The 25,938-nt window shown below is 32.4% G+C and carries 29 protein-coding genes and 2 tRNA genes; 25 read left to right on the top strand and 6 right to left on the bottom strand.

Features of this window, described 5'->3' with window-relative positions:
- Positions 1-64 precede the first annotated feature (64 nt).
- The 14 genes from CIT01_04435 to CIT01_04370 all read left to right on the top strand — a co-directional run bounded on the left by CIT01_04435 (position 65) and on the right by CIT01_04370 (position 9,573).
- Positions 65-577 (top strand): flavodoxin, encoded by a 513-nt coding sequence (locus CIT01_04435; GenBank protein AXV37498.1) that lies wholly within the window; start codon positions 65-67, stop codon positions 575-577.
- A 4-nt stretch (positions 578-581) separates the two neighbouring features.
- Complete coding sequence (locus CIT01_04430) at positions 582-1,592, top strand: NAD(P)-dependent alcohol dehydrogenase (GenBank protein ID AXV37497.1); 1,011 nt, start codon at positions 582-584, stop codon at positions 1,590-1,592.
- A gap of 198 nt (positions 1,593-1,790) precedes the next feature.
- Complete coding sequence (locus tag CIT01_04425; protein ID AXV37496.1) at positions 1,791-2,510, top strand: hypothetical protein; 720 nt, start codon at positions 1,791-1,793, stop codon at positions 2,508-2,510.
- Positions 2,462-2,878, top strand: coding sequence for a hypothetical protein (locus CIT01_04420; protein ID AXV37495.1), 417 nt, complete (start codon positions 2,462-2,464; stop codon positions 2,876-2,878). The genes CIT01_04425 and CIT01_04420 overlap by 49 nt, the downstream gene beginning before the upstream one ends.
- 132 nt (positions 2,879-3,010) lie before the next feature.
- Positions 3,011-3,448, top strand: a complete 438-nt coding sequence (locus CIT01_04415; protein AXV37494.1) for a hypothetical protein — start codon at positions 3,011-3,013, stop codon at positions 3,446-3,448.
- Between the two features lie 395 nt (positions 3,449-3,843).
- Positions 3,844-4,758, top strand: a complete 915-nt coding sequence (locus tag CIT01_04410) for an ABC transporter ATP-binding protein (protein ID AXV37493.1) — start codon at positions 3,844-3,846, stop codon at positions 4,756-4,758.
- A complete protein-coding gene (locus CIT01_04405; protein AXV37492.1) occupies positions 4,755-4,949 on the top strand; it encodes a hypothetical protein in 195 nt (64 codons plus the stop codon). Before CIT01_04410 ends, CIT01_04405 begins: the two co-directional genes overlap by 4 nt.
- On the top strand, positions 4,940-5,494 hold the full coding sequence (locus tag CIT01_04400) for a hypothetical protein (GenBank protein ID AXV37491.1): 555 nt from the start codon (positions 4,940-4,942) through the stop codon (positions 5,492-5,494). Before CIT01_04405 ends, CIT01_04400 begins: the two co-directional genes overlap by 10 nt.
- A 150-nt stretch (positions 5,495-5,644) precedes the next feature.
- Positions 5,645-5,926: a transcriptional regulator gene (locus tag CIT01_04395; GenBank protein ID AXV37490.1), complete on the top strand. Its 282-nt coding sequence runs from the start codon at positions 5,645-5,647 to the stop codon at positions 5,924-5,926.
- A 30-nt stretch (positions 5,927-5,956) separates the two neighbouring features.
- Positions 5,957-6,256, top strand: coding sequence for a hypothetical protein (locus CIT01_04390; GenBank protein ID AXV37489.1), 300 nt, complete (start codon positions 5,957-5,959; stop codon positions 6,254-6,256).
- A gap of 191 nt (positions 6,257-6,447) precedes the next feature.
- A complete protein-coding gene (locus CIT01_04385; GenBank protein AXV37488.1) occupies positions 6,448-7,281 on the top strand; it encodes a 2,3-dimethylmalate lyase in 834 nt (277 codons plus the stop codon).
- 48 nt (positions 7,282-7,329) lie between these two features.
- A complete protein-coding gene (locus tag CIT01_04380) occupies positions 7,330-8,130 on the top strand; it encodes a hypothetical protein (protein ID AXV37487.1) in 801 nt (266 codons plus the stop codon).
- Between the two features lie 9 nt (positions 8,131-8,139).
- Entirely contained in the window at positions 8,140-8,943 is an 804-nt protein-coding gene (locus CIT01_04375) for an SAM-dependent methyltransferase (protein ID AXV37486.1), read from the top strand.
- Between the two features lie 39 nt (positions 8,944-8,982).
- Positions 8,983-9,573 (top strand): NAD(P)H dehydrogenase, encoded by a 591-nt coding sequence (locus CIT01_04370; protein ID AXV37485.1) that lies wholly within the window; start codon positions 8,983-8,985, stop codon positions 9,571-9,573.
- 54 nt (positions 9,574-9,627) lie between these two features.
- Here the strand turns inward: CIT01_04370 and CIT01_04365 are convergent, their stop codons facing one another.
- A complete protein-coding gene (locus CIT01_04365) occupies positions 9,628-11,436 on the bottom strand; it encodes a DNA polymerase (GenBank protein AXV37484.1) in 1,809 nt (602 codons plus the stop codon).
- A gap of 167 nt (positions 11,437-11,603) precedes the next feature.
- Positions 11,604-12,152: a hypothetical protein gene (locus tag CIT01_04360; protein AXV37483.1), complete on the bottom strand. Its 549-nt coding sequence runs from the start codon at positions 12,150-12,152 to the stop codon at positions 11,604-11,606.
- A 254-nt stretch (positions 12,153-12,406) separates the two neighbouring features.
- On the opposite strand from CIT01_04360, the gene CIT01_04355 reads away from it, so the two are divergent.
- The 4 genes from CIT01_04355 (at position 12,407) to CIT01_04340 (ending at position 15,516) form a co-directional block, all read left to right on the top strand.
- Positions 12,407-12,727 (top strand): PadR family transcriptional regulator, encoded by a 321-nt coding sequence (locus CIT01_04355; protein ID AXV37482.1) that lies wholly within the window; start codon positions 12,407-12,409, stop codon positions 12,725-12,727.
- Between the two features lie 17 nt (positions 12,728-12,744).
- The gene (locus CIT01_04350) at positions 12,745-13,356 is read left to right on the top strand and encodes a hypothetical protein (protein ID AXV37481.1); all 612 of its coding nucleotides are present in this window, start codon (positions 12,745-12,747) and stop codon (positions 13,354-13,356) included.
- A 446-nt stretch (positions 13,357-13,802) separates the two neighbouring features.
- The gene (locus CIT01_04345; GenBank protein AXV37480.1) at positions 13,803-14,855 is read left to right on the top strand and encodes an ABC transporter permease; all 1,053 of its coding nucleotides are present in this window, start codon (positions 13,803-13,805) and stop codon (positions 14,853-14,855) included.
- Positions 14,848-15,516, top strand: coding sequence for a peptide transporter (locus tag CIT01_04340; GenBank protein AXV37479.1), 669 nt, complete (start codon positions 14,848-14,850; stop codon positions 15,514-15,516). Before CIT01_04345 ends, CIT01_04340 begins: the two co-directional genes overlap by 8 nt.
- Positions 15,517-15,887: 371 nt before the next feature.
- On the opposite strand, the gene CIT01_04335 is transcribed toward CIT01_04340, so the two are convergent.
- Positions 15,888-16,913 (bottom strand): hypothetical protein, encoded by a 1,026-nt coding sequence (locus tag CIT01_04335; protein ID AXV37478.1) that lies wholly within the window; start codon positions 16,911-16,913, stop codon positions 15,888-15,890.
- A 44-nt stretch (positions 16,914-16,957) separates the two neighbouring features.
- Positions 16,958-17,344 (bottom strand): hypothetical protein, encoded by a 387-nt coding sequence (locus tag CIT01_04330; protein AXV37477.1) that lies wholly within the window; start codon positions 17,342-17,344, stop codon positions 16,958-16,960.
- A gap of 497 nt (positions 17,345-17,841) precedes the next feature.
- Between CIT01_04330 and CIT01_04325 the strand changes: the two genes are divergently transcribed.
- The 7 genes from CIT01_04325 to CIT01_04295 all read left to right on the top strand — a co-directional run bounded on the left by CIT01_04325 (position 17,842) and on the right by CIT01_04295 (position 24,111).
- Positions 17,842-18,957: an ABC transporter permease gene (locus tag CIT01_04325; protein AXV37476.1), complete on the top strand. Its 1,116-nt coding sequence runs from the start codon at positions 17,842-17,844 to the stop codon at positions 18,955-18,957.
- Between the two features lie 59 nt (positions 18,958-19,016).
- Entirely contained in the window at positions 19,017-21,029 is a 2,013-nt protein-coding gene (locus tag CIT01_04320) for a hypothetical protein (GenBank protein ID AXV37475.1), read from the top strand.
- A 69-nt stretch (positions 21,030-21,098) separates the two neighbouring features.
- The gene (locus CIT01_04315; GenBank protein ID AXV37474.1) at positions 21,099-21,863 is read left to right on the top strand and encodes an SAM-dependent methyltransferase; all 765 of its coding nucleotides are present in this window, start codon (positions 21,099-21,101) and stop codon (positions 21,861-21,863) included.
- A gap of 116 nt (positions 21,864-21,979) precedes the next feature.
- On the top strand, positions 21,980-22,759 hold the full coding sequence (locus CIT01_04310) for a hypothetical protein (protein AXV37473.1): 780 nt from the start codon (positions 21,980-21,982) through the stop codon (positions 22,757-22,759).
- Positions 22,760-22,987: 228 nt separating this feature from the next.
- Positions 22,988-23,059: transfer RNA gene (locus CIT01_04305), tRNA-Cys, on the top strand.
- A 55-nt stretch (positions 23,060-23,114) separates the two neighbouring features.
- A tRNA-Trp gene (locus CIT01_04300) sits at positions 23,115-23,256 on the top strand.
- A 237-nt stretch (positions 23,257-23,493) separates the two neighbouring features.
- Positions 23,494-24,111: an MBL fold metallo-hydrolase gene (locus CIT01_04295; GenBank protein AXV37472.1), complete on the top strand. Its 618-nt coding sequence runs from the start codon at positions 23,494-23,496 to the stop codon at positions 24,109-24,111.
- A gap of 24 nt (positions 24,112-24,135) precedes the next feature.
- Here the strand turns inward: CIT01_04295 and CIT01_04290 are convergent, their stop codons facing one another.
- Both CIT01_04290 and CIT01_04285 read right to left on the bottom strand, forming a co-directional pair.
- Positions 24,136-25,080 (bottom strand): metal-dependent hydrolase, encoded by a 945-nt coding sequence (locus CIT01_04290; protein AXV37471.1) that lies wholly within the window; start codon positions 25,078-25,080, stop codon positions 24,136-24,138.
- A 65-nt stretch (positions 25,081-25,145) separates the two neighbouring features.
- Positions 25,146-25,796 (bottom strand): potassium transporter TrkA, encoded by a 651-nt coding sequence (locus tag CIT01_04285; GenBank protein ID AXV37470.1) that lies wholly within the window; start codon positions 25,794-25,796, stop codon positions 25,146-25,148.
- Between the last annotated feature and the right edge of the window lie 142 nt (positions 25,797-25,938).

Here is a 25,938-nt window from a genome sequence, read left to right as displayed (position 1 = left end):
AAACATATAAAAATGGCAATGTGGTCATAACGGTCAATATAATGATAAAAATGAAGGTAGAAAAATGGAAAAGAACGAAAAAAAGTCCGAAAATTCGTTGCCAATGAAATCTCTCATAATTTTGTGTTCATATCATCACCATAATACTGAGAAGATAGCTAAAGTCTTCGCGAAGGTTTTAGATGCAGAAATAGAAACACCAAACCAGGTTAACCCTGAAAAACTTCAAGAGTATGATCTTTTAGGTTTTGGTTCAGGGATTTATAGTGCAAAGCATCATGAATCCCTGCTTGAACTTACTTATGAATTGAAGGAAGTAGATAATAAGAAAGCATTCCTTTTTTCAACTGCCGGAATAACGGGGAAATCCAAAGCTTTCAAAGATCACACCGCCCTTAGGGAAAAACTAGAACTGAAAGGCTACATTATTGTCGATGAATTTCAATGCAAAGGTTTTAACACCAATAGTTTTCTTAAATTATTTGGGGGAATGAATAGGGGTAGACCTAATGCTGATGATCTTAAAAATGCTGAAGAGTTTGCAGTGAATCTTAAAAAAAACTTTAATCTTATTTGAAATTATGAAAGCTATTGTTTGCACGAAATACGGACCTCCAGATGTTCTTAAGTTGAAAGAGGTAGAAAAACCCATTCCAAAAGACAATGAAGTGCTAATAAGAATACATGCTGCAACTGTAACTGCAGGGGACTGTGAGATTCGAAGATTCCAGATGCCTACTTGGTTATGGATCCCGGCACGAATAGGATTTGGTTTCACAGGACCAAGGAAAAAAATATTAGGACAGGAGCTTGCCGGAGAAATTGAAGAGATAGGTAAAGATGTTAAACGATTCAGGAAAGGGGCACAGGTTTTTGCATTTACAGGTTTCAGTTTAGGTGCTTATGCCGAATATGCATGCGTCTCAGAAGAGGGGGTGTTGGCTGAAAAACCAGTTAACATGACCTACGAGGAAGCTGCTACTGTTCCTATGGGTGGAATTATAGCATTGCATTATTTAAAGAAAGGAAATATCCAGAGTGGAGATAAGGTTCTGATCAATGGTGCATCAGGTAGTATTGGCACGATAGCAGTGCATTTTGCCAAGTATTTAGGAGCAGAAGTTACTGGTGTATGCAGTACTACAAATTTGGACATGGTGCGATCCATTGGTGCAGATCATGTCATTGATTACGCTAAAGAAGATTTCACCGATAGAGGAGAGACTTATCATGTTATTTTTGACGTAGTTGGAAAAAGTCCGTTCTCAAACAGCCTAAAATCACTTAAAAGAAATGGAAGCTATCTTTTAGGCAATCCGGGGATCTCGCAGATGGTTCGGGGGCGATGGGCTGGAGTCACAAGCAACAACAGGGTTATAAGTGGAACAGAAAGTGCAAAGAATGAAGATTTAATATTACTAAAAGGACTTATGGAATCTGGAGGCATAGATGCAGTTATTGATAGACGTTATACTTTGGAACAGACTGCTGAAGCCCACAAGTATGTGGAAAAAGGACATAAGAAGGGTAATGTGATCATAACTGTGGGTAATGATACATCTAAAATGGTTGATGGGGATTGGAATTATTAAATCAGAAACGATTTGGAATTTGCTAGCAAATAATTATGATGAGGGAGAAAAGAATTTTGAACTGGTTCAAATCAAGACATTTACTATTTAATGAAGAGAATGGAGATATTATTATCTGAATATAATTCTATTTTGACGAAATAATTATGTATTGCACAGACATTAACTTTATTTGAAAATGAAGGGAGGAATTAGAATATGGACAAATATATTGCAGAAGAAAATTCAAAATGGAAGAATCTCTACAAAATGGGAGGGGTAGCGGCCATTATATCCGCAGTGTTACTTCTAATTGAAATCATAGTTTTTACGCTATGGCCCCAACCTACCACTGCTTTAGGCTATTTTACGTTAATTCAGAGCAATAAACTTATTGGATTAATCGACTTTTATCTCTTAGAATTTATTGCCTATGCTCTTTTCATCCCCATCTTTCTTGCCCTATACATGGCCCTCAAACGATTAAATGAAAGTTACATGTTGCTCTCAATAACACTTGCTATTGTGGGGATAACCATATTTTTAGCAACTAACAACTCATTTTCCATGATTCCATTAAGCAATCAATACTTAATTGCCACCACAGAAGTGCAAAAATCTATTTTACTGGCCGCGGGGCAGACTTTACTTGTTAATACAGGTCAAAGAGCTGTGGGAGGGTTCAACACAGGATTTCTACTAATTTCCATCGCTGGTCTTTTGATATCGAAAATTATGCTACAGAGCAATATATTCAGCAAAACAACGGCTTATGTGGGAATATTGGCTTTTGCCATTTCCTTAGCTGATTACCTCAGAATAATCTTTTTGCCATCTGAACTCATACTTCTTCTAATTATTGCCATTTTATCTGGCATACTTTTACTTGTATGGTTGGTTTTAATTGGTCGAAGTTTAATCTTATTTTCAACGAAATGAATTTTATGGACCACATATTATTAATATATTATGGGGGTATTTTTTTGTCGTTAAAATGTAAAATAACAGTATTAAAGAAAAATCTAGATGAAGAATTAGCTCAAGAATATTGCCAGAATGAAGTGACAACTTGCCCCGTTTTTAGAGAAGGACAAGAATTTATCACAGGATTTGAAAAACCAGAAGGTTTCTGTGATTGGGCATGGAACGATATTTACAAATTTGTTGCAGTCTTATTGGCAGGAGGCAATTTCTCTAAGGATATTTTTGAGGGTTGGATGAAAGATGATAAAACCATGATAACCTGTTGTACTGATGCAATACGACCAGTGATTTTTAAAATTGAAAAATTGATGGTTGAGAATTAATATCCACATTTTAACTGATCTACATGAAATACTAAAGGAATAATAAGCTATCTTCTTAATGATATGAAAATAACTAAATTCTCAAATGGTTCATAAGATTTAAATAAAGAAGTAAATTAGGGGGTTTATTTAATGAGTAAAGGCATATTTACAGATAAAAACCATAAACCTACTGAAAAAGAGGTTTATGAAGTCATTTCATCAATAAAACCATTATGGGAGGATTTGATCAGTTTTATAGAAGATAATTATAAAATTAGTGGTGAATTCAAGTTTTATGGTAAAAATTTTGGCTGGGCTTTAAGATATCGCAAATCAGGCAAGGTAATAATTTCTATCTATCCTGGAGAGAATGAGTTTATGGTGCAAATTATTTTAAATGGAGAAGAGGTTAAAAATGCCTTAAAATCGGATATTAGTTCTGAAACAAAGGAAATTATTGAAAATAAAGAACCAATTCGTGAAGGTAAATGGATATACCTAAAAGTAACTTCTAAAACGGGCCTAAGCGATATTAAAGATTTAATTTTAGTTAGATCACCTTTAAAAAAAACTCGTAAGAGAGAATAAATCCATGTTCTGGATAAAAACGGATAAAAAAGGCCACGAATACTATGTAAAATTCCTTAATGATAAATCATATGTGGTTTGTTGTCTGAAATAGGAGACAAATCTTCCTAAATAGACCTAAATAGATATAATAGACAAATGGACTTAAATCACTATTTTAAAATTTTTAGTATTATTTAATTTTTTGTTTTTTCAATTTTTCATGATTTATTTAATAATATCTAAATCTGGAAGAGATCTGGAAGAGATCTTGAACTAATCTAGAAAAGAACTGGAAAAATCTTTATATTCTTTTTTAATCACTATTTTACCATGGATTTGAAGTAATCATGCTAAATCCTGTGTTGATTTAAAACATGTTACAATATTTCGATCAATTTAAAATGAGGGATCATATGGAATATGCAATTGAAACAGAATGCCTTACTAAAAGTTATGGGGATCTTGACGCAGTTAAAGACTTAGAAATAAGGGTACCTGTAGGTAAAGTGTATGGTTTTTTAGGAAGAAATGGTTCAGGGAAAACCACCACAATAAGGATGATAATGGGTCTTATTAAACCAGATAAAGGAATAGTAAAGATATTTGGTCAGGAAATGAGTCGCAACAACAGTAAATATCTGGCTGAAATCGGAGCAATAATTGAAATTCCTGGTTTTTATGAGAATCTATCGGCTTACGAAAACCTTGAAATAACTGCTAAAATGTTTAAAACTAAAATAAATAGGATTGAACAATCATTGAAACTTGCAGGTCTTTCAAATATTGGAGACAAGCCTGTAAGTAATTTTTCTCTGGGAATGAAGCAGAGATTAGGAATAGCTAATGCTTTAATTCATTCACCACGGATTTTAATTCTGGATGAGCCTACCAATGGTTTAGACCCAGCAGGAATAATTGAAATGCGGAAGTTGATCCGGGACCTTTCAGAATCCATGGGAATATCGATTCTTGTTTCCAGTCATTTACTGAGTGAAGTACAGCAAATTGCAGATTATATTGGGATTATTGATCACGGTCGATTGATCCATGAAGGCGAAATAGAACTCATTACCACCGACGAACAAAGTTTTCTGCTTGTGGAAACTGATCAGTTACAGAAAACGATTCAAATTATCACATCTTTGAATTTTGATTTTGAGAAAATGGAGAGAGGATTAAAAATCTTCTGCAAACGTGAAGATAATGTATTTATTAATCGTGAACTGGTTAAACAAGATATTAATGTTTATAATTTGAAATCAGTTTCAAAAACATTGGAAGAGCGATTTTTAGGAATAACCAATCAGGAATTAAGGGTGATGTCATGATAAACTTATTTCAATCAGAATATAAAAAGTACAAAGGTACTTATATTTATACTCTTGGCATTTTAGGGATGATATCACCGGTTATCTTAATCGCGATTGGTACTTTAATGGTTCGGGAAGATTTAATAACTCAGGGAGTCTACACTTGGCATTCCTTTTTTGGTCGGGTGGTTTTTTTTTCATGTTTTTAATAGGGCCTCTTCTTACTTCGTTTATTGCAGTAAGCGCGGTTTTTTATGAGTATCAGTCACACACAATGGGAAATATGCTGACCACTCCCTATTCCAGATCAAAAATTATTTTGGGAAAGCTAGGATATATTTCTCTTTTGATTATTGGTTTATATGCTTGTGTGGCTTTAGTCAATATTTTATGTGCATTTGGTTTGGGTTTTAGCATTACTATTAGTGAAATATTTAATTATACTGGCTATTTAATGTTAGCAAGTGTTACTACACTGGTAATCTTGCCATTTGCAATGCTTTTGACTCTGTTGTTCCGCAATTTCATCCCAGCTATGGTTATATCGGTAGCTGGAATCATTCCCAACTTGACTGTTTACCATTGGGATAAATGCTATCTTTCTCCTTGGGCTGCTCCAGAAGTGATTGTACTAAAATTTGCAGGTTATTTAGGTAACATAGATCTCATTTATCCAGTAATATCGATTTTATTTTATTCAGGGGTGTTTTTAAGTGTTTTATTAATTTACTTCCATTTTTTGGACCAGTATTGAGATAAAATTCAACATATTATAATTAGAATTTAGGAAAATGTAGAATATATTTCATGAAATAATGTTTGTATATAGTACATAACTCAGATTGGTAACCTTAATATAATTCTAAAAGTATAATAAGGATATTTAGGTTTTAGAGAGGTTAACATGAGAAGGATGTTATGGTACTTGATTGCAGGCACTAGGGGCGGTGTAAATAGGGCTAAAATAATTAAACTCCTCAATGAAAGGCCTTACAATGTTAATCAGCTTGCGGATATACTTGAAGTAGATTATAAAACTATAAGCTATCATATTAATGTTTTAGAAGATAATGAAGTTGTTATACCTGTGGGAAGAAAATATGGAACTTTATACTTCCTTACAGATAAAATGAAAGTAAATTATGAAAATTTCTTAGAGATATGGGAAGAAATCGTGGAAAAATAATTTTAATTAGTATAAATTTGGGTGTAAAAAATGGCAGTTAATACTACAATTGAATTATGGTCTTTTAATATAGCGGCAATTATCGGAGTAGGCAACATAATTTTGTTAATTGTATTGTCCTATATATACTGGCAAAATTATCAAGAAATTAAATCTAGATTTAATATTGGGATTCTGATTTTTTCTTCATTCCTCTTACTTCAGAGTCTCTTTTTAACACTAAGCATACTCTTTCATGGGGGTTTTGGTCGTGGAGTGGGGGTACTTCTGATAATAAATAATATAATATTATTTATTGCATTATCTGTACTTTTAAAAGTTACATGGTAGATGAATGATTACCCGCAATATATCAGGTTAGAAGTGTTTATTCACATTTATTTATCAATATTTTATTTTAAGTATTAACAGCTTAAACTTTATAGAAAATTGACTCTTTTCAGTTAATAATAAATTGACATTATCCTAATAATATTAAACAAACCTTCAGATTAAGTTTTATTGAATAAAGGGGGATGTTCATGAAAAGTAATAAGCTTAAAAAACTCTTAAATTCGGGCAAATCACTTATTATGCCGGATGCATATGATTCTATAAGTGCGAAATTAATTGAAAACGCAGGATTTAAAGCAATACAATGTTCTGGCTATAGTTTTTCAATTCAGGCAGGATATAAAAGAGAATCAGATGTGACTCTAGATGAAAATATTGAATGGACAAGTAGAATTGTTGAATCAGTAGATGTTCCTGTAATGGCAGATGCTGAAGATGGATACGGGGGTACAGAAGAAATAATTAACACAATTAAACGGTTTATAGATGCTGGTGTCGCAGGACTTAATATAGAAGACCAGATTCCAAATGGAAAAAACAAATTATCCATTGTAGATGAAGATTTGATGGTTCAAAAAATCATAAATGCTCGTGAAACAGCAGATGCTGAAGAAAAACCTGATTTTATAATTAATGGCCGTACAGATGCTTTAAGATCAACTGACAATAGGGACGAAGGATTAGAAATTGCCATTGATCGTGCTAATCAATATTTAGATGCAGGTGCAGATTTAACATTCATAACTTATATTGAAACACTTGATGAGGTTAAACAAGTCACAAAAGAAGTTAAAGGACCAATTAGTATTGCTGCAGGAATGCCTTATAATATAAATGAGTTTTCGATTAATGATTTAATAAACTGCGGTGTAAAAAGAGTAAGTTTACCATCATTACTTATTTTATCCAGTTTACAAGCAATTAAAGAATCTCTTGAATATGCTAATGTAGATAAACTAGCATCAATTATGGAAAAGGGACTATTACTTTCAGTTAATGATTTAAATGATATATTGGATTAACAGTTTATTTATATTGGAATTATTTAAAAAACAAGATTGGGTGTTTTGATGAAAGCAAAGATTAATGGAATTAAAATGCATTACATAGATGTTGGAAATCCAGATGCTCTCCCAATTGTTTTTGCACATGGCATGACATTGGATCATAGGATGTGGGCTCCTCAAATCGAATTTTTAAAAGAAAATTACCGTTTAATCACTTACGATATACGTGGACATGGAAAAACCGATGTGATAGAAGGTCAATATACTTATAAAATGTTTGCAGAGGATCATATTGCTTTAATGGACTATTTAAAAATTAATAAAGCTGTTTTTTGTGGTCTTTCAATGGGTGGAGCCATTGCTATACGTGCATTTGAAATGCATCCCCAACGTGCCCATGCACTAATACTATGTGATACACGGGCTGAAGCTGACTCAAATGAAACAAAATACTGGCGAGAAAACTCCATAGAATCAATTAAACAAAATGAATTACAACCTTTTACAGAAGAATTCATAAAAACAATATTTGCTCCAGAAAGCTTTAAATTATGTTTTGATGCGATTAAACTAATTCAAAACATGATTCTTTCTTCATCCCAATTGGGGATATGTGGAGTTTTACTTGCACAGGCTGGGAGAACTGACATGACTCATGTACTTCCTAAAATCAACGTTCCAACGTTGATAATGGTTGGAGAAAATGATAATTTTACTCCGATCGCTTCATCTAATACTATGTATGAAAAAATAAAGGATTCGCAATTAAAGATTATATCAAATGCAGGTCATGTCAGTAATCTTGAAAATATTGATGAATTTAACAATTGTATGCTTGAATTTCTTGAAAAACTATATATTTAGGTGTTAAATTTGAACGATTATGTACATGGTTACTCTAAAAGAGAATCTGAAAGGCTGGTAGATCAGGCCGATACTCTGGCAGAAATACTTCATTATGACACCCAATTCCCAGCAGGAAGTAAAGTCCTGGAAGCGGGATGTGGAGTAGGGGCTCAAACCATAATACTTGCTAAAAACAGTCCTGATGCAAAAATAACTTCAATAGATATTTCAGAAGATTCTTTAAACCAGGCCAAAGATTTGATTAAAAAAGAAGGAATAAATAATGTTAAATTCCAAAAAGAAGATATCATGAATCTTCCCTTTGAAAAAGAAAGTTTTGATCATATTTTTATTTGTTTTGTCTTGGAACATCTAATAAATCCAGTGGAAGCTCTCTTAGAACTTAAAAAATATTTAAAAACCAGAGGAACCATAACTATTATAGAAGGAGATCATGGATCATGTTATTTCCATCCAGAAACTAGGGAAGCAGTCAAGGCATGGGAATGTCTTATTAAATCTCAACAAGATTTAGGGGGAGATCCTATGGTAGGAAGAAGATTGTACCCTTTACTGGATGAGGCAGGTTTTGAAGGGATAGTGGTAACACCCCGGATAGTTTATGTGGATAATAGCAAGCCCCAACTGGTGGATGGATTTATAAAAAAGACTATAATTGCCATGGTGGAAGGAGTTAAGGATCAAGCCATAAAATCAGGTTTGGTCAGTCACCAGGAATGGGAAAAAGGCATTGACGATCTGTATAAATCTGCCAAAAAAGACGGCACATTCTTTTATAACTTTTTTAAAGGAGTAGCTGTAAAATCTTAAAATCAAATTAAGTTCTGAAAACTTAGGGAAGTGATAAGCATGGATATATTGGTAATTCTGGCCCATCCCTATGAAAAAAGTTTTAATCACGCCATTTATGAAAAAGTCCTTAAAACGCTCAAAGAAAAAGGTCACCATATTTTTGCCCATAACATTTATAAAGAAGGATTTGATCCTTTATTGGAAGGTAATGAACTGGTTAATGGTGAAACTTCAGATTCTCTGGTAATTCAGCATCGAAAAGAGATCCAGACAGCCAATGGAATTATCATCATTCACCCCAACTGGTGGGGTCAACCCCCTGCAATTTTAAAAGGTTGGATTGATCGTGTGCTTCGATCAGGAGTGGCTTATGAATTTGAAGAAGGAGATGATGGATCCGGAGTTCCAGATGGACTTTTAAAAGCTGAAATCGCTATGGTTTTTAATACTTCCAATACTCCGGAAGATAGGGAAATGGAAGTTTTTGGAGATCCACTGGAAAATATTTGGAAAAGTTGTATTTTCGATTTCTGCGGAATTAAGAATTTTCACCGGAAAATATTTAGAATAGTGGCCAGCAGTACAATTGAAGAGAGAAAAAGATGGTTAAATGAGGTTCAAGAAATAATTGATACCTATTTTCCTTAAAATCTTTTTAAAAGGAGTAATTAATATAATTCAAGTGAAAAGTTAATTTTGGACTTAACTTTGCTTATAAACTGCATAAAATCCATCAGTATCAGCATAAATAGCATGAAATCCAAATAATTCGGCTTTTTTCATTGTTTTTTTGATGTAATCTCTACCCCAGGCTGTTATGGCATCTGCACATTCAATACTGTACCATCTGAATCTTGAAAATCCATAAACTCCATACATCGAATTTGCAAGTCTTTTTAGGGCTTCTTGCTGCACATCTAAAACTCTTTGCTCCAATGGATCCTGTGACTGCTTCATTCTATTTTTAATTTTGGTCCGCTCTTCTAAAACTTTACCAATAACTGATGGCACAAATCCTAAAGGTTCTTTTAAAAATTTATATCCTACTTCTGGAGCTATATGAAAATTAGAATCATCCTGGCTATCTTCATTTATTTCATTAAGTATCAAAGTATCTAGAGAAACATTTTTAGAAATAATTATACTTGGATATAAGCTTCTAAAATCAAAATAGACAATATTTTCATGCAGACCCTTTTCTGGTTCTTTTACATAACCTCCCACAGCCCTTTCACTTCTTCTGCGTGAATGTTCCCTTTGTGATGGTTTGTTGGGAACTAGATCATTATATTCAAAGGCTTTTCTAATGAGAAACCATTCTACCTGCTGTCCTGTAGCCATACGAGCAATATCGAAAAAAGGTTGTCCTACAATACGAGTTAATTCCATGTTCAGGGGTAGGATTTTTTCACTTATTTTATAGGCGGCAATTGCATCATCCATAGAGTACTCAAAGAGGGTTTGCAGTTTTTCTCCGTTAGCGTCCCAGTATTTCCATAAAATATCTCCTTTAATATCTTTTTTTTCTTCACCAAAAAGTTCCTTATAGACTCTCTCCAGAGTGTAACGATCGAGTCTTATGTACCGTCTCATCAAAAGATATAAATCCACGTGGATCCTACCACGCATAAATGCGGCGTTTGCAAATCCACGGCGCATGAACTTTAATTTAGAACCATCAACCCCCATATTTAATGAAACTCTGCATTTAATTGCTCTTTCATTAATGTAAGGAAAATCAAAATTGTCAGAATTATAACCAACAATTAAATCAGGGTTATAAGAATTAACAATATCAACAAATCTTTCAAGCATTTTTTTTTCAGTTTTAACTGTTTCCACATAATCAAAAGACGATTTTTTGGTTGATAAAACCTTTTTTAGACCAAAATTACTGGCCATACTGATCATGATAATTTCATCCTTATCTGCCTGGGGCATGCCTTCAGGGTTTCTTACCTCTATATCGAAGCTCATAACCTTAAGATCAGAATTTACGGGTTCCACATGTACAGGTTTACATTCTATTTCAAATCTAATAATATTCTTTGAGGAGGATGGATTATCCAACGATTCATTAACTGTTTTTCCTTCAATTTCCACATCATCCATGGGAAACAGGCCATTGTCTATAAGATATCTTCTGTAGAAAGGGATATCATGTTCTCTGATTTCTTTTACAGTTTCTAAGCCCCATATTTTATCTCGGAGTTTAGGGACGTCTTGTGGATGTTTCAAGAATACTTTTAGAACTTCTATTTCTTGCTTGATATCAGTTTTTTGTACTGTTTCAATACTTTCAATATCTAATTCGTTTAAATCCATGATACAATCATTAAAGTCAGTTTCATTTTCAGGAATAACGTAAATGTATGGTTTGAATTTTTTGTCAAGGGCTATTATAGATCTGTCTTCAGATTCTTCCCTGATCTTTCCAAATAGTCTTACTACTGGCTTTTCATCCTCCGTTATATAATCAATGTCCAGGAGTGTGAATTTCTTAGTTTCCATGTGATTCACTTTATAATATGAATCTAATATAAATTGTTAAATAATAATTTCATAATGATATTTCCATCAATTTCAACTGTATGATCTAAAATTTAAAAGTTACAAAAAGCATTGAATTAACTTCAAGTAATTAAAATAACTCCATTATACATAAAGAATATTATTTATTAAATATTCTTAAAACAAACCGTATTATATGTTTTAAAACCGTTTTTAAACCAAAATTTCTTAGATATTTCATTAAAACATGACACCATGCATTCCATTCTATCAATGCCTTTACTTATGAATATTTTTTCGATTTCTTTTAACAATTGGCTTCCTATATCCTTATTTTGATGCTTTTCGGTTACTGATATTTCCAGTATGGAACCTATTCTTGTTTGTTTATAAACTGGTGGAAGTTCGGATTCTTCTGCTATTAAATAGCCACATAGCCTATTTTCCATTTCATAGACTAATATTATAGCTGCATCGTTTTTAAGAATCTCGTTAAGATATTCGTGATAGGTTTCTTTTGCATTAGTTTTTAATTCGTACAAATTACTTAACTTGACATGAAATTTCATCATTTCTTCCCATAGACCCACAATTGCATCCATATCTTTTTTATTAGCTTTGCGTATCATAGTTTCCATCTGATAATCTGATGAAAGTGTATGTTCATCAAATTTCTTAAAAATGTTACATACTGCTAAATTAATCCATAATCTCATTTTGAGGAGATATATATTATTATTATATTGTTAGATTAAAATCGTAACTCTTTGCTATGCTTTGATTAATGAATATTTTACTCCAGAATTTTCATAATTTTTTTAGAAATCATGAAATATATGTGCACTGCTTTTTAAATGTTTTACTGGATCTTCGGCAAATCCTGAATGTAGATTATGCCTTTTATTTTACTTTTCTAAAATTTAAATAGTACCCTATAATATACAATACCTTGTAAAAATACAGTGGTATTATGAACACTCAATTTAAAAAAGGAGTATTGGAACTTTGTGTTTTAGTACTTCTTGATAGAAAAGACTGTTATGGTTATGAAATGGTTGATGAAATCTCCAAAAATATATTAATTTCAGAGGGCAGTATCTATCCCCTTCTAAAAAGACTAAAAAAAGAAGGATTGGTGATTTCATACTTAAAAGAATCCCATAGTGGTCCTTCAAGAAAATATTATCGTATTACTGATTTGGGAAAAGAAAAAAAGAAAGAATTAGTAGAAGAATGGGATAAATTTTCTGTGGGTGTTACTAATTTATTATATTCCAAAATCGAGGATTAGTTTAGAGGAGATTAAGGATGAATAAGGATGAATATCTTAAAAAACTCTCTATAATGTTAAAAAAATTGCCAAAAGAGGATAGAGAAGATATACTTTCAGATTATGAAGAACATTTTAGGATTGGTATAGAAAAAGGCAGAACTGAAGAAGAAATTTCAAAAGCATTAGGGGATCCAAAAACGATTGTAAAACAGATTAAAGCAGAGTATATGGTTAATCTGGCCGAAAATAAACCATCACTGGGCTCTATAATCAAAGCAGCACTGTCAATATCAGGACTTGGTTTTTTTAATCTGATATTTGTAGCGGTACCTGCTTTAGTACTTTCACTTATTATACTGGCTTTATTTGTAGCAGGTGTAGCTATAATTGTTGTTGGGATTTTAACGGCGCTTTCACCTTTGCTACAAATACTTATTCCAAATGAAACTTTTTATAGAACATTTCCATTTGCTGCTGATGGAACTTTTAGTACGGTGGTTACAATTGTATGGGGCATCATTCTAGGAGTAGGAGGCATTGTTATTGTAGGAATTATGGCATTCATAATTAAATGGTTCTATAACTTAGCAATCAGGTACTTAAAATTTAATTTGAGGTTTATAAAAAAGCAAACAAATGAACTTTAATAAGTGAATGCTTCCATTAAAAATTTATTTTGGATATAATTACAAATTTATTTTTTGTTACATATTTTTTTTATTGTATAAGTTTCAGGGCCAATGAAGCAATATGAACAGGTTTTGCTGACCTTTCATAGACTTTTCATATTTACATATTCAGATAAGTCAGATTACTAATGATATTTTTTGTAAAAAGGTAATCCTAGTTTTTTCAACTTTTTAACATCCGACATTCAAAAACTATAAATAGTACCTTGCATTAAATGGTACCTTGTAAAAACATGTGATCACTATGAATACCTAATCTAAAAAAGTGATGTTAAAACTTCTTGTCTTATTCAAAACCAGTGTAAATATGTATAAAAAAGTTATAAATAATTTTAAGGCAAATATTAATTTCATTTTTTTATTTAGAAGTATAGAACTATTTATAGTTTATTTGAGGTGAAATAATGGATCTTTATAAATTGGCATTTAATAATATTCGTAGAAAAAAACTTAGAAGTGCATTAACGATGCTTGGTATAATAATTGGTGTTGCAACAATTGTCGTACTTTTAGGAATAACTGCAGGAGCAACATCTGCAGTTAAAAATGAAACAAGTAGATATATGTACGATGTAACAATAGCGCCAGCATCCACCAGTGGAAATAGTTTAATTGATTCTGAAACCATATCGAAAATAAAAAACACACCTGAGCTTTCTGATTTTCGTGAAGTAACTTTTTTTTCGGAGAATATAAAAGGAAAGAGGATAAATTTTGAAGGAATAAATGACTGGAAACAGATTACATTGAAGAAAGGTACGCCGAAAGTTGTAATAACTCAGGGTGTTGTGGATAAGTTGGGTTATGACATTGGCAGCAAAATAAATGTCGAAAATTATGAATTAGTTGTCACTGGAATATCTAAAGAAGAACAAGTTTCATATGTCTACATAAGTCAGGATGTTGCAAAGCAAATCACAAATGATAAAGTGAGTGTAATCTACGCTAGGACAAAGGGAGACCCAGAAACTACTGCTGATGAACTTGAAAAAGATATAGATGGTATTTCCGTGGGAACTAAATCGGAAGAGATAATCCGGGTTCAAGAAATGACTAATCAGGCTCTACTTTTTATAGGATTTATTGCCAGCATAGCTCTTTTAGTAGGAATCATAAGTGTGATAAATACCATGTTAATGAGCGTTATGGAAAGAACAAGAGAATTGGGGGTATTAAAAGCGATTGGATTTACAAACTGGGAAATAAAAGGAAGTATACTATTTGAATCTGGCCTTTTAGGACTTTTAGGATCAGTTATAGGAGTTATTCTAGGTATTTTGGGCATTATAGTAGTTGCAAATGTGTTGAATTTTACTGAATACATACCGGAAATGATGCCGTTATGGTTAATTGGGGGTGTTATTGCTGGTGCTACATTTTTAAGTATCATTGCAGGACTCTATCCTGCGATGCGTGCTTCAAAATTGAATGTTGTGGAGGCTTTGAGAGATGACTAATCATTTAATTGAGTTTAATAATGTATGGAAGACTTACAATATGGGCGGCGAAGAAATAAATGCATTAGCAGGTTTAAATTTAACTTTGGATGATGGTTCATTCACAGCAGTTATGGGACCTTCTGGATCTGGAAAATCCACTTTCCTGCACGTGGCAGGGATTCTGGATATGCCTACCAAAGGAACATTTAAACTAAATGGAAAAGAAACCAGTAAACTTCCCGTAAAAGAGCAAGCAAAGCTTCGAAGGAACGAAATTGGATTTATATTTCAGCGACTCAATCTTATTTCACAGCTTTCTGCCATTGAGAATGTTATGTTACCTATGATCAAAGAAGATTTCAAAAAAGCAGAAGAAATATTGGAAAAAATGGGATTGGAAAGTAAATACAACAAACGTCCAGGACAGCTTTCAGGAGGAGAACAACAGCGTGTTGCAATAGCTCGAGCTCTTATCAACAATCCGTCTATTATACTCGCTGATGAGCCAACAGGAGAGTTGGATACAAAAAATGCAAATTCTATAATGCAACTGCTTAAGGATCTAAATCAAAATGATGGGGTAAGTATAGTTGTAGTTACTCACAACCCTAAGTTAGCAAGTTTTGCAGATCAAACTATCCAGATGAGGGATGGAGAGATTGTAAATAGTGTGGAATAAAAAATGAATATCAGAATCATGATAACTATTTAGATCATGCTGGGCGGGTGGGTAATTTTTTGAATTAGGGAATCACCGCCTCCTATAATGATATTAATCATTATTTAAACACGATTCTCTAGGTAAAAGTATTATCTAAATAGTTATTCATTCAGACAATAATAATGGAAATCACAAAGGCTGCATAATAATTAGAAATGTTAACTCCAAAGGAATTATAAGTTTACGATGTATTTATTGTATACACTCTAGTATTGGAATGCCTTATTCAAGCATGTTGTCCATTAGTTAAACTTATTTTTCTTTTTAGATCCACAATTTCATCCATATCTTTTTTTATTAGCTTTGCGTATCATATTTAACCTCATAAATTAAATATTTCCATTGTTAAAAAATCTTTTAAAAATCCTGCAAACTGCTAAACTAATCCATAATCTCATTTCAAAAGTTTTCTGGATATCCGGAGTTTTATGGATCTGTGAATAGGACACATTCCACAGCCCGTCCTTTTGTTGCTTTTTTATAAGCCATTTTAAAACATTTTTAATATCATCATCTTCATGAGGGAGACCAATCAAAGAGATAGAATCCAATGCAGAGATTATGTTTGTCCACCAAAATGGATATTGGAATCTAACCCAATTATCAGGATGTTGATATGATGTCCAGTTATCTTTTTTAAAAAATTTTGATTTTAGAAGTTCAGCCGCTTTTAATGCATATTTGGACCTTCGATAAGACGGATGAACTGCAAAAGCTCTTATTACCATTCCAGTACCTGCAGCAGAAAAGGGTTTAGATTTATCAAAAGCTTGCATAGTTTTTCTATTTATATTTGAAGTCAAATCATTGGATTCTTGCCTTGATAGTTTAACACCAATCATCCCCGGACTTCCAATAACCCAACCTCCATCATCTTGTCGCATTTTTATAAGCCATTTAAATCCTTTTTTTATCCGAGGGTCGTCGTCATAACCTGCTTTTATTAACAAGTACATTATAGCTCCGGTATAATAAGGAGCATATTGATTAGCTAAAATACCCCTTATATCCCCTTCTATGCTTTGACAAGAAAATATGTATTCAGCGGCTTTTTCAATTGAGGGATGTGTTTTGTTCATATTATATTGTTGAATTAAAAATCTTAACTGTTTCCAGGTTTCAATTAATGGATATTTGACTCCATGTTTCTCATTTTTTTTTGTTTTTGATGGCCATGAACCATTTTTGGCCTGGTTTTTTAGCATTTCCTGGACTTCTGGTAAATTCCAAATGTAATCTATGTCTTTAACTGGCTTTTCTAATAACTCTTTAGTAAAATAGATAACTGCATTATTTTTTGATTCAAGAAGTGGTTTAATAGGATTATAATTGAATTTAGATATCCAATTTGTCATTGTTACATCCTAAAATAGAGATAATAAATTTTTAATATTTATATTTAATATTTTATAACATTAGGAACCATTTTAGCAATATTAACACACAATCTAACATCATTTTCAACAAATTTGGCTTTAGTATAACCTTTGCTATTGTTGATTTCAACTAATTTTTCATATAGAATTTCAGGATTCGATTCGGAAAGTTTTTCCACAGTATCTGCTTTTGATTCTAAAAAAAGCCGAGCAAAAATAGGCCCCATCCATTTAACCCGTGATAAATCACAAAATTTAGTTAATCTCATGATTTCATCATTGCTTAAACCAGTCTCACTTGCCACTTCATTCCGATCATCTGGAGTTTTAACTCTATTAAACAAATGAAGAGTGTTTTTAATTCCTATATTATTTAGTTTATCAATAGGTTCTTTTTTATTCCTGGAAATTTATCCAGATTTACAGGTTTTGGCAGGTAACTGTAAACTTCTCTTCTTAAAATCAAAACATAATCCTCAGGCAAACCAGACTGAGCAGCGAATTTTTTAGCTTTATTGGGGGTTTTCAATTTAATAGAGAGGTCATGAAGATTTTGGATGCCTTCCTCTTTTAAGACATGAAATTTCTCATTTATTCCTTCTTTTAGTATCTTTCGGCTTGGAAGTAAATTGCCTTGCTCTAATTCTTTCTTAAACTCATTAAGAGAGTATTTTTTTAAGTCAATATGGTAGTTTTCCGTTATTTTAAGTCCCCCTCCAACTTAATTTATGTCATATTTAATATATTATTTAAATTTTATAAGATATAATTGAAGATAAGTTTATGATGATTAGGTTAGAGTATTAATCATCTTTAACCTATTTAGATTTCTAAAGAAATCCATTTCATATCATAATTTATGTAGTTGCATAGTATTCCATTTGAATTAGAATGGGGAGAGAAAAAAATGTCATTTTTAAGTCTGGTAATGAAAAATCCATTCAGAAACAAGACAAGAACGGCTTTAGCAGTTATGGGCATTGCCATAGGTATCGCTACGATTGTGGCATTGGGAATAATTACCGATGGCCTTAAAGCTTCTACAGAAGAAACTCTTAAGGCAGGAGATGCTGATTTTACGGTAGTTGAGAGCAACGTATCAGACATGTTCTTAAGCAAAATAGATGAGGGGTTCGTAGACAAAATTAATAATATTGATGGAGTAAATGATAGTGTCGGGGTTCTGCTTGCCGTTCAACGGTTAGGAGATAATCCCTATTTTGTGTTGATAGGTATAGATCCTGCTAAATTATCACTAAGTGGAATTAAAATCACACAAGGCAAAGCTTTCTCAGGGGGAGATGTTAAAGAGATTATAATCGGGAAAGTAGCTTCAGAAAAATTGAATAAAACAGTTGGAGATACTATAACTCTAAAAGATGAAGAATATAAAATAACAGGGATATTTCAAACTGGAGATCTTCAGCAAGATGGAGGAGCATTTATTTCCATGGACAATCTTCAAAAAATTGAGGAGAAGGAGGGTAAGGTGACCATGATTTATGTAAAGATTGATAATAATGCCAACGTTGATCAGGTTACCAAATCTATTGAAGATAAGTATGGGAATGATCTTACTACCATAGCTTCATTAGAAGATTTACAGAGTGTTAATCAGGGTTTAGATACCATAGATACTGCTTCATGGGCTATATCTCTTTTGGCTATCGTAATCGGAGGTATAGGTGTTATAAATACCATGATAATGTCCGTATTTGAGCGTACTAGAGAGATAGGAGTTTTAAAAGCTGTGGGATGGAAAAATAGGAGAATTCTGGGTATGATACTGGGAGAATCTTTGGTTTTGACATTGGTTGCTGGTTTAGTTGGTACAATTATGGGGGTACTGGCTATTCAGGTTCTTATGGCAATTGGAATGGGCGGATTTATCAAGCCGGTTTACACACCATCTGTATTTTTAAGAGCATTTGTAGTGGCTTTAGTAGTAGGTTTAATTGGAGGATTTTACCCTGCTTACCGTGCAAGTCAGTTGCCACCAACAGAAGCACTACGCTATGAATAATATATTTTAAATATTTTCATTTCTTTTTTAGATTTAAAATAGTTTTTCAGAGGTTAAATATGGAAAAAATAGGTTTATTGGGTAGAATAAAAATTTTAAGCAGGCCTAAAGGCGGAATTTTATGGAAACAAGCAATTCGAACCATTATTTTAATGATAATTGCCGGAGTTCTGGCACAATATCTTGGTTTAGGGGTGGGTGTGAATGTTATAATGATCACTACTCTCTTTGCATCGTTGATATTGGATCTACCGTTGCCTTTTAAAAAAGTTCTCTATTTAGGATTGTTAGGAGCATTTATAACTATTCTGGCATTTTTGTCAGTCTATTTATCTTCAACATCTTTACCTATTTTCATATTTTTCACGATTTTGTGGTCATTTTTTACATTATCCATCTATATTTTTGGGGAAACTGATGGATTTGTTGGGTTTCTCTTTTTTTCTATCTATTTCTTAGCAGCAGTATTATTCCACGCTCAATCAACACTTATTGAATGGGTTAGTTATCCTGTTTTCGGGTATTTGGTAGCTTCAATATTGTTAATACCTAAATTTTTACAGAGAAATAAAGATATTCGGAAATTTGTTGCTTCTACATTTAGTTCACATAATTCACTAAGATCAACTATGGTTATTCGGAAAAGTCTAGAAGGAATCTCTCTAAAACCTTATATGTATCAGCTACTGAGACTTGGAACTTATTATACTGGTTTCAGGGGATACAGTAACATGGTAATATCTAAGTTATCATCAGATTCAAATAATGTTTTCAAAAAATTCTTAGAAATAACTGATAAAACAGGCAATAACATAGTTAAAAACATAGTAGATAAGGATAAGCAGGTTGATTTATCTGAATTTGGTTTAGAACTTAAAAAAATCAATGATAAAAGTAAATCAACAGGATATTCTGATTTAAATGCAGCAAATACAGTAGCAAATAGTATAGGCACTATTTTTAGCAGTGTCAACCGCCTTTTAAAGAATGATAAAATGACTTCTCCTGATTTCAAGTTACCAAGTACCTCCAGTTCTCTTAAACAAACCCTTCAGGCGAATTTTAACCTTAAAAATATGTATATGCGTCATGCAATCCGTTTCACCATAGCAATGACAATAGGACTCTTAATTGTACACTTTACAAAAAATAGAGATGCATTATGGGTTGTAATGGGAATTTTAATAGTTCTTAAACCAGATGTAACAAGCACAGTTAATAATATGCTTTTAAGAGTATCCTTCAATTTCGTAGGAGTAATCATTGCTATTATTTTGGGCTTTATATTTCCCCATTTCCTGTTAGTATGGCTGGCATTTTTGATGATATTTTTATTTAGGGCTTTTTTACCCAATTATATAGGACCATCAGTCATGGCTATGACTATTTTTATAGTACTTTTATGGCCTTATGGAACTGTAATGGAAAATGGATTGGCCCGTTTAGTTGACATTTTTATAGGGGCCACGGTTGCACTGATATGTGCTTATGCACTATTTCCTAGTCGTGTAACAATAGATTTACCGTTGCAATTATCTAAAACATTAGAAACAAACTGTAAATACATAAAAACTGTTTTTGTATCGCCTTTGAATAAGTATAATCATGATAAAACTGTTTCCAGTTTAAAAAATTTCCTTCTGGAACATAATAACCTGGAATCTGCCATTAAAAAACTTCAGGATAGTTTTGTCGACGTTTCGGATGATGTGGGATTATATAATAACATAACAGCAGTTAATTATGCATTAACAGCAAATGTATCGGCAATCGCCTCAAAATTAGAATTAAAAAAGTATTCGGGATCAGATCTTTCGCCATTATCAAATTTTGTGCAAAAAACCATGACTAATATGGTTGAAAGTATAAGGGAAAATGTTGAATTTGAATATGTGGATGAAAAGGATTTAAAACATTTAAAAAAGGAGCTTTCCCTTAATTTAGAAGGCCATATTTCAGATGATACTGTACAGTATTTACAATGGATCATATCTGATATGCAGTTACTTACTGAAAATATGAAAAATGCGTCAGAATCAGGTTTACTGAGTCGATACAGAAGATTATTATAATAATACGTCTAATAATTTTTTAAGCGAGTTTAAACATAATTTTATAAATTATTATAATGAGGTTTTAACATGAAACAATGGTACGAGGAACTTTTTACTAATTATGCAGAAAAATATGATAAAGAAGTTTTTACTGAGGGAACGACTGGAGAAGTTGATTTCATAGAAAAAGAGATAGATTTTGATAAAAGCCTCAAAATACTGGATATTGGTTGTGGTACTGGACGTCATACTATAGAATTAACCAGAAGAGGTTATGATATAACTGGAATTGATCTTTCAGAGTCTATGCTGAATAAAGCCAGAGAAAAAGCTAAAAAATGTAACTTTGATGCTAATTTTATGGCTGCCGATGCCCGGCAACTACCATTTGAAAATGAATTTGATCTGGTGATCATGATCTGTGAGGGAGCCTTTCCATTAATGGAAACTGATGAGATGAACTTTCAAATCCTAAAAAACGCTGCAAAAGCCTTGAAAAAGAATGGGAAACTAATTTTTACCACTCTTAATGGTTTATATCCTCTGTTTCATTCAGTTAAGGACTTCATTAATTCCAATTCTCCCAGCCAGATTAATCATGAAAACACATTTGATCTTATGACTTTCCGTGATGTATATCAGTTAGAAATAGAAGATGACCAGGGCCAGAAGCTGTTTTTAAATTGTAATGAAAGATATTATGTTCCATCAGAGATTACTTGGCTTCTTAAATCTTTAAATTTCCATAAAATTGATATATATAGCTGTAAATTGGGAAAATTTAGCAGAAAGGATATACTCACCACTGAAGATTATGAGATGCTTGTTATAGCCGAGCATATCTCTGATTAAATTTTAAAATTAAGAATAGTTCACTATCTAGAAATGAATTTAAGTTAGTTTATTTAAAGAATTTTCACAAAGTTTCTAAACTTCGAAAAATATTATAATTTGTTTAAGGTGTTTTAATGAATAAAATAGGATTTATTGGTTATGGCAGTATGGGAAAGATGATTATTAAAGGATTTATGTCTTCAAACATAATTGAACCGGGTGAAATGATTATCTCAACAAGGAACATGGATAAACTGGACGAATTAAAGAAAATTCATCCAAAAATAGAAATTACTTCCAATAAATTATTGCTAGCAGACAAATGCAGTAAAATAATTCTCATGGTTAATACTGCGGAGTTAAAAAATGTATTAGAAGAAATTAAGCCAAATTTATCTCCAGATACACATATTATCTACATTTCAGCAGGTGTAACTATTAAAGAATTGGAAACTATCTTTCCGGGTAAAATCAGTCATGTTATTCCCAGTGTAACTGGTGAAGTTTCTAAAGGTGTTAGTCTTATATCTCATAGTGAAAGAGTTGATGATCAGGATATTATTTTTGTAGACACGCTTTTTAAATCATTAGGTCAAATAAAAACTGTTTTTGAAGAAGATATGGAGCGGGCTACAGTTTTAACCAGTTGTTTTCCTGCTTTTATTACATTTTTTTGCAAGAAATTTAGTGATGAAGCAATTAGACAGGGAACATTTTCGCAAAAAGAAGTGGATTACATGATTAAAGCAACACTGGATGGTACTTCCAAATTACTTTTGGAAATAGATTTTGATGAGTTAATCTCAAGGGTCGCTACCCGGGGAGGAATAACGGAAGCTGGTTTACAGGTAATGGATAGTGAGTTATCCGCCATGTTTAAGGAATTATTTCAGGTAACTATAAAAACTGCTTGATTTTAGTTAATAGTCCCAACCACGTTCTATGATAATCACCTACTAAAATCTTATATTTTATATTATTTAATGTAAACTAAATCTTTGAATTTTATTAAAAAGATTCTCCATTAATGGGCTTGGTTCAAGTGATGATTTTGTTTTTTGTTCAGTCTTTAAAAATGACTAATTAACCAGATATTCCTCCGTAAAGTTTAAATATAAACAACACTTAACTATAACTACTATGCCAAGGTAGCTTAGAGGCGAAGCGGTGGACTGCAGATCCATTACACGTGAGTTCAAATCTCACCCTTGGCTTTTTAAATATCATTCAATGCTTTAATTATAAAAAGCAGATGTTTTATGCATATTAGGGGTCATAGTGTAACCAGGCTATCATCTGGGACTCCAGTTGTCTTTGAAGAAAATGCGCGCTCTGAGGACAGTATGATGACCAATTGGAGTACTGAGACAAGAGAAATCCTAGGATCTGGGTTCAAATCCCGGTGACCCCATCTATACATTTTATTTCGGACTAATTTAATTATTTTTTGTTGTTATGAGTAATATAAATTAATATACTAACTTTTTGAGTTAATAGGCCACTATTAAAATGTGGATCAATATCAAAATACACTATCTAATTAAAATCAAATTATAATTCAAAATTCCATATCTAGTTAAAACTAAATTATGATGAGAACAATATGATACTGTTAAATAATTATTAAATAATCTTTACAGGTGTTATAATGGATAAAATCAATGATATTTTAATAATTGAAGGTACTGGTTTTGATTCTAATATTTATGTCTTTGATGATGTAATGGTGGATACGGGAACTGGTGATAATATTGAATACATATTAAATTCCCTTAAAAAAGCTGATATGTCTTTGGATGATATATCAATGATTGTTAATACTCATTGTCACTATGATCATGCAGGGGGAGATCATTGTATCTCTAAAAAAATAGCAATTCACCAGGAGGATGCAGCTGCTCTGGAAAATGGTGATGATATAGCTACAGTTTCTTACATGTTTGGAAGATCATTTGAACCCGTAAACGTTGATTTTCGTCTTAAAGAAGGTGACAAGATCCATGATTTTCAAGTAATTCACACCCCTGGCCACACTTCCGGAGGAATTTGTTTGTATGATGGAGAAACTCTAATCTCTGGTGACACGGTTTTTGCTGGTGGAGGTTTCGGACGTTTAGATATTGGTGGTAGTGTAGAGGATATGAAAAACTCTATAGAAAAATTAAACAAACTTGAAATTGAATATTTGTTACCGGGCCATGGACCATGGGTTAAAAATGGATCCAAACATGTTGAAATGGTTTCACAGTTTTTTAAAGGTATTTAACTTAAATTAAGAAATTTAAATCTTTTAATCTATATAAACAGTCAAATTACTCCGACTTGAATAAGATCCTATAAAATCATAATAGGTTAATTTCCACTGACTATTTTCGTATTGGGCATTAATACATGTGTAAAAAGCATTCCATCTAAATTCTTGAACTTCAATCAATTGGTTTGCCTTTTTTGTTGCAGAAATAGCAGATTCATAGCTTCCATTTTTAATGGTTAATGATTTGTAGTTTCCCTGGAAATTTTTAGTCCCGGTAAGTCCGTCGTATTCATATAACTTGTATTTTTGTTTTTCAGGGTCATTCAACACTACTTTCCACACAAACATGTCTGAAGTTGGATAAGCCGATATTTGAGTGAAATTTTCATTTAAATCAGGGTTTAATGAGTTTATGGCATTATTTTTTTCGCATATTCGTATTCCTCCAAAAGAGATTAACATTACCATGAAGATGATCATAGCTGCTTTCTTGTATCTAACATCTATTCTGAAGTAGATGGTGGCCAATACTATTAATGCAGCCAGGGTAGTAACAGGATCAATATAGCTGTAAATTTCAGCGCTAAATCGGGTTAGAGAAAAAGGGAAAAGGAGAGGTATACCTCCAGTGGTGAGAAAATCAAGTAATAAATGGGTTAAGGCTCCAAAGTAAGCAAGTAAAACTGTTTTCTTTGTGAATTTAAGATTGAGATTTCTTCGTATTATTTTTCCAATTAATTTCTGCACAGGGCGGCGTGTAATTATATATAAAAATATCACAGCAGTTATAAAACCAAAAATAAAGGAATGAGTTATGCCCCGGTGGCTGAAAACAAATAACTGGGGAAATAATATGCCTACAAAAACTATGAAGGTATCAAAATCAAGAGAAATTCCCCCTAGAGCCCCTTCTAGCTTATGTTTACTGCCAACAAAAAACAGTATTATATAGGGAACAATAAAATGAGTTATTATATCCATAATTACCCTGGTTAATTGAATATCATTTTTAAGCCTATAGTTTCACTAATAATTAGTAATAAGAGTTATTGGGTGAATAATTTTGTAATTTTTTTTACACTCTTAGTTTTGACCAGAACTGAAATTTTATTTCCCTTCTCCAAGGTCATGTCTGAATGGGGAATGGTTATTTCACCGTTATTGTACAATGCCACAATAATGTAATCTTCGGAGGGACTTATTTCTCCAATTCTTTTTCCAATTACCTTTTTGTTCTCAACAGGAATATCCAGTATTTCGGCATCTCCTTTTCCCAATACAATAAGATCAGCGACTTTTGGTCTTGTTATAAGTTTTTCTAAGTATCCTGCAGCTGTCAGTTCTGGACTTATAACATCGTCAATACCCACCTTTCTGAAGGCTTCCTCATGGTCGGGATTGCTTACACGGGCTATTATTTTGGGTATTTTGTATTCTCTTACCAGTATACACGATAGAAGGTTAGCTTCATCGTTACCTGTTGCGGCAACGAAAACATCAGCATCTTTTATATTTGCTTCTTCCAAAGTTTTGGTATCAGTTCCATTACCGCATATAACCAGTGCATCTAGTTCAACTGCTGCATTTCCACATAAACTGTCATCGTTTTCAATAAGTGTAACATCGTGTCCGTCTGAAATAAGAAATGATGCTAAGTTAAGTCCAACTCTTCCTCCACCCATGATTACTACATACATGTCCACACCTTTAAGAATAATTATTTTCACGAATTATAGTGATTAAAAATTTTATTAACATTAATTATCTGAATATAATGAAATTTATCAATTTTCTTGATTTAGTTATTCGGCATATTAATTTTCAACTTTACTCTTAAAA

The sequence above is a fragment of the Methanobacterium sp. BRmetb2 genome (assembly GCA_003491285.1).
GTDB lineage: Archaea > Methanobacteriota > Methanobacteria > Methanobacteriales > Methanobacteriaceae > UBA117.
The sequence above is the reverse complement of the archived record's forward strand: the minus strand, read 5'-3'. Positions and strand labels throughout refer to the sequence as shown.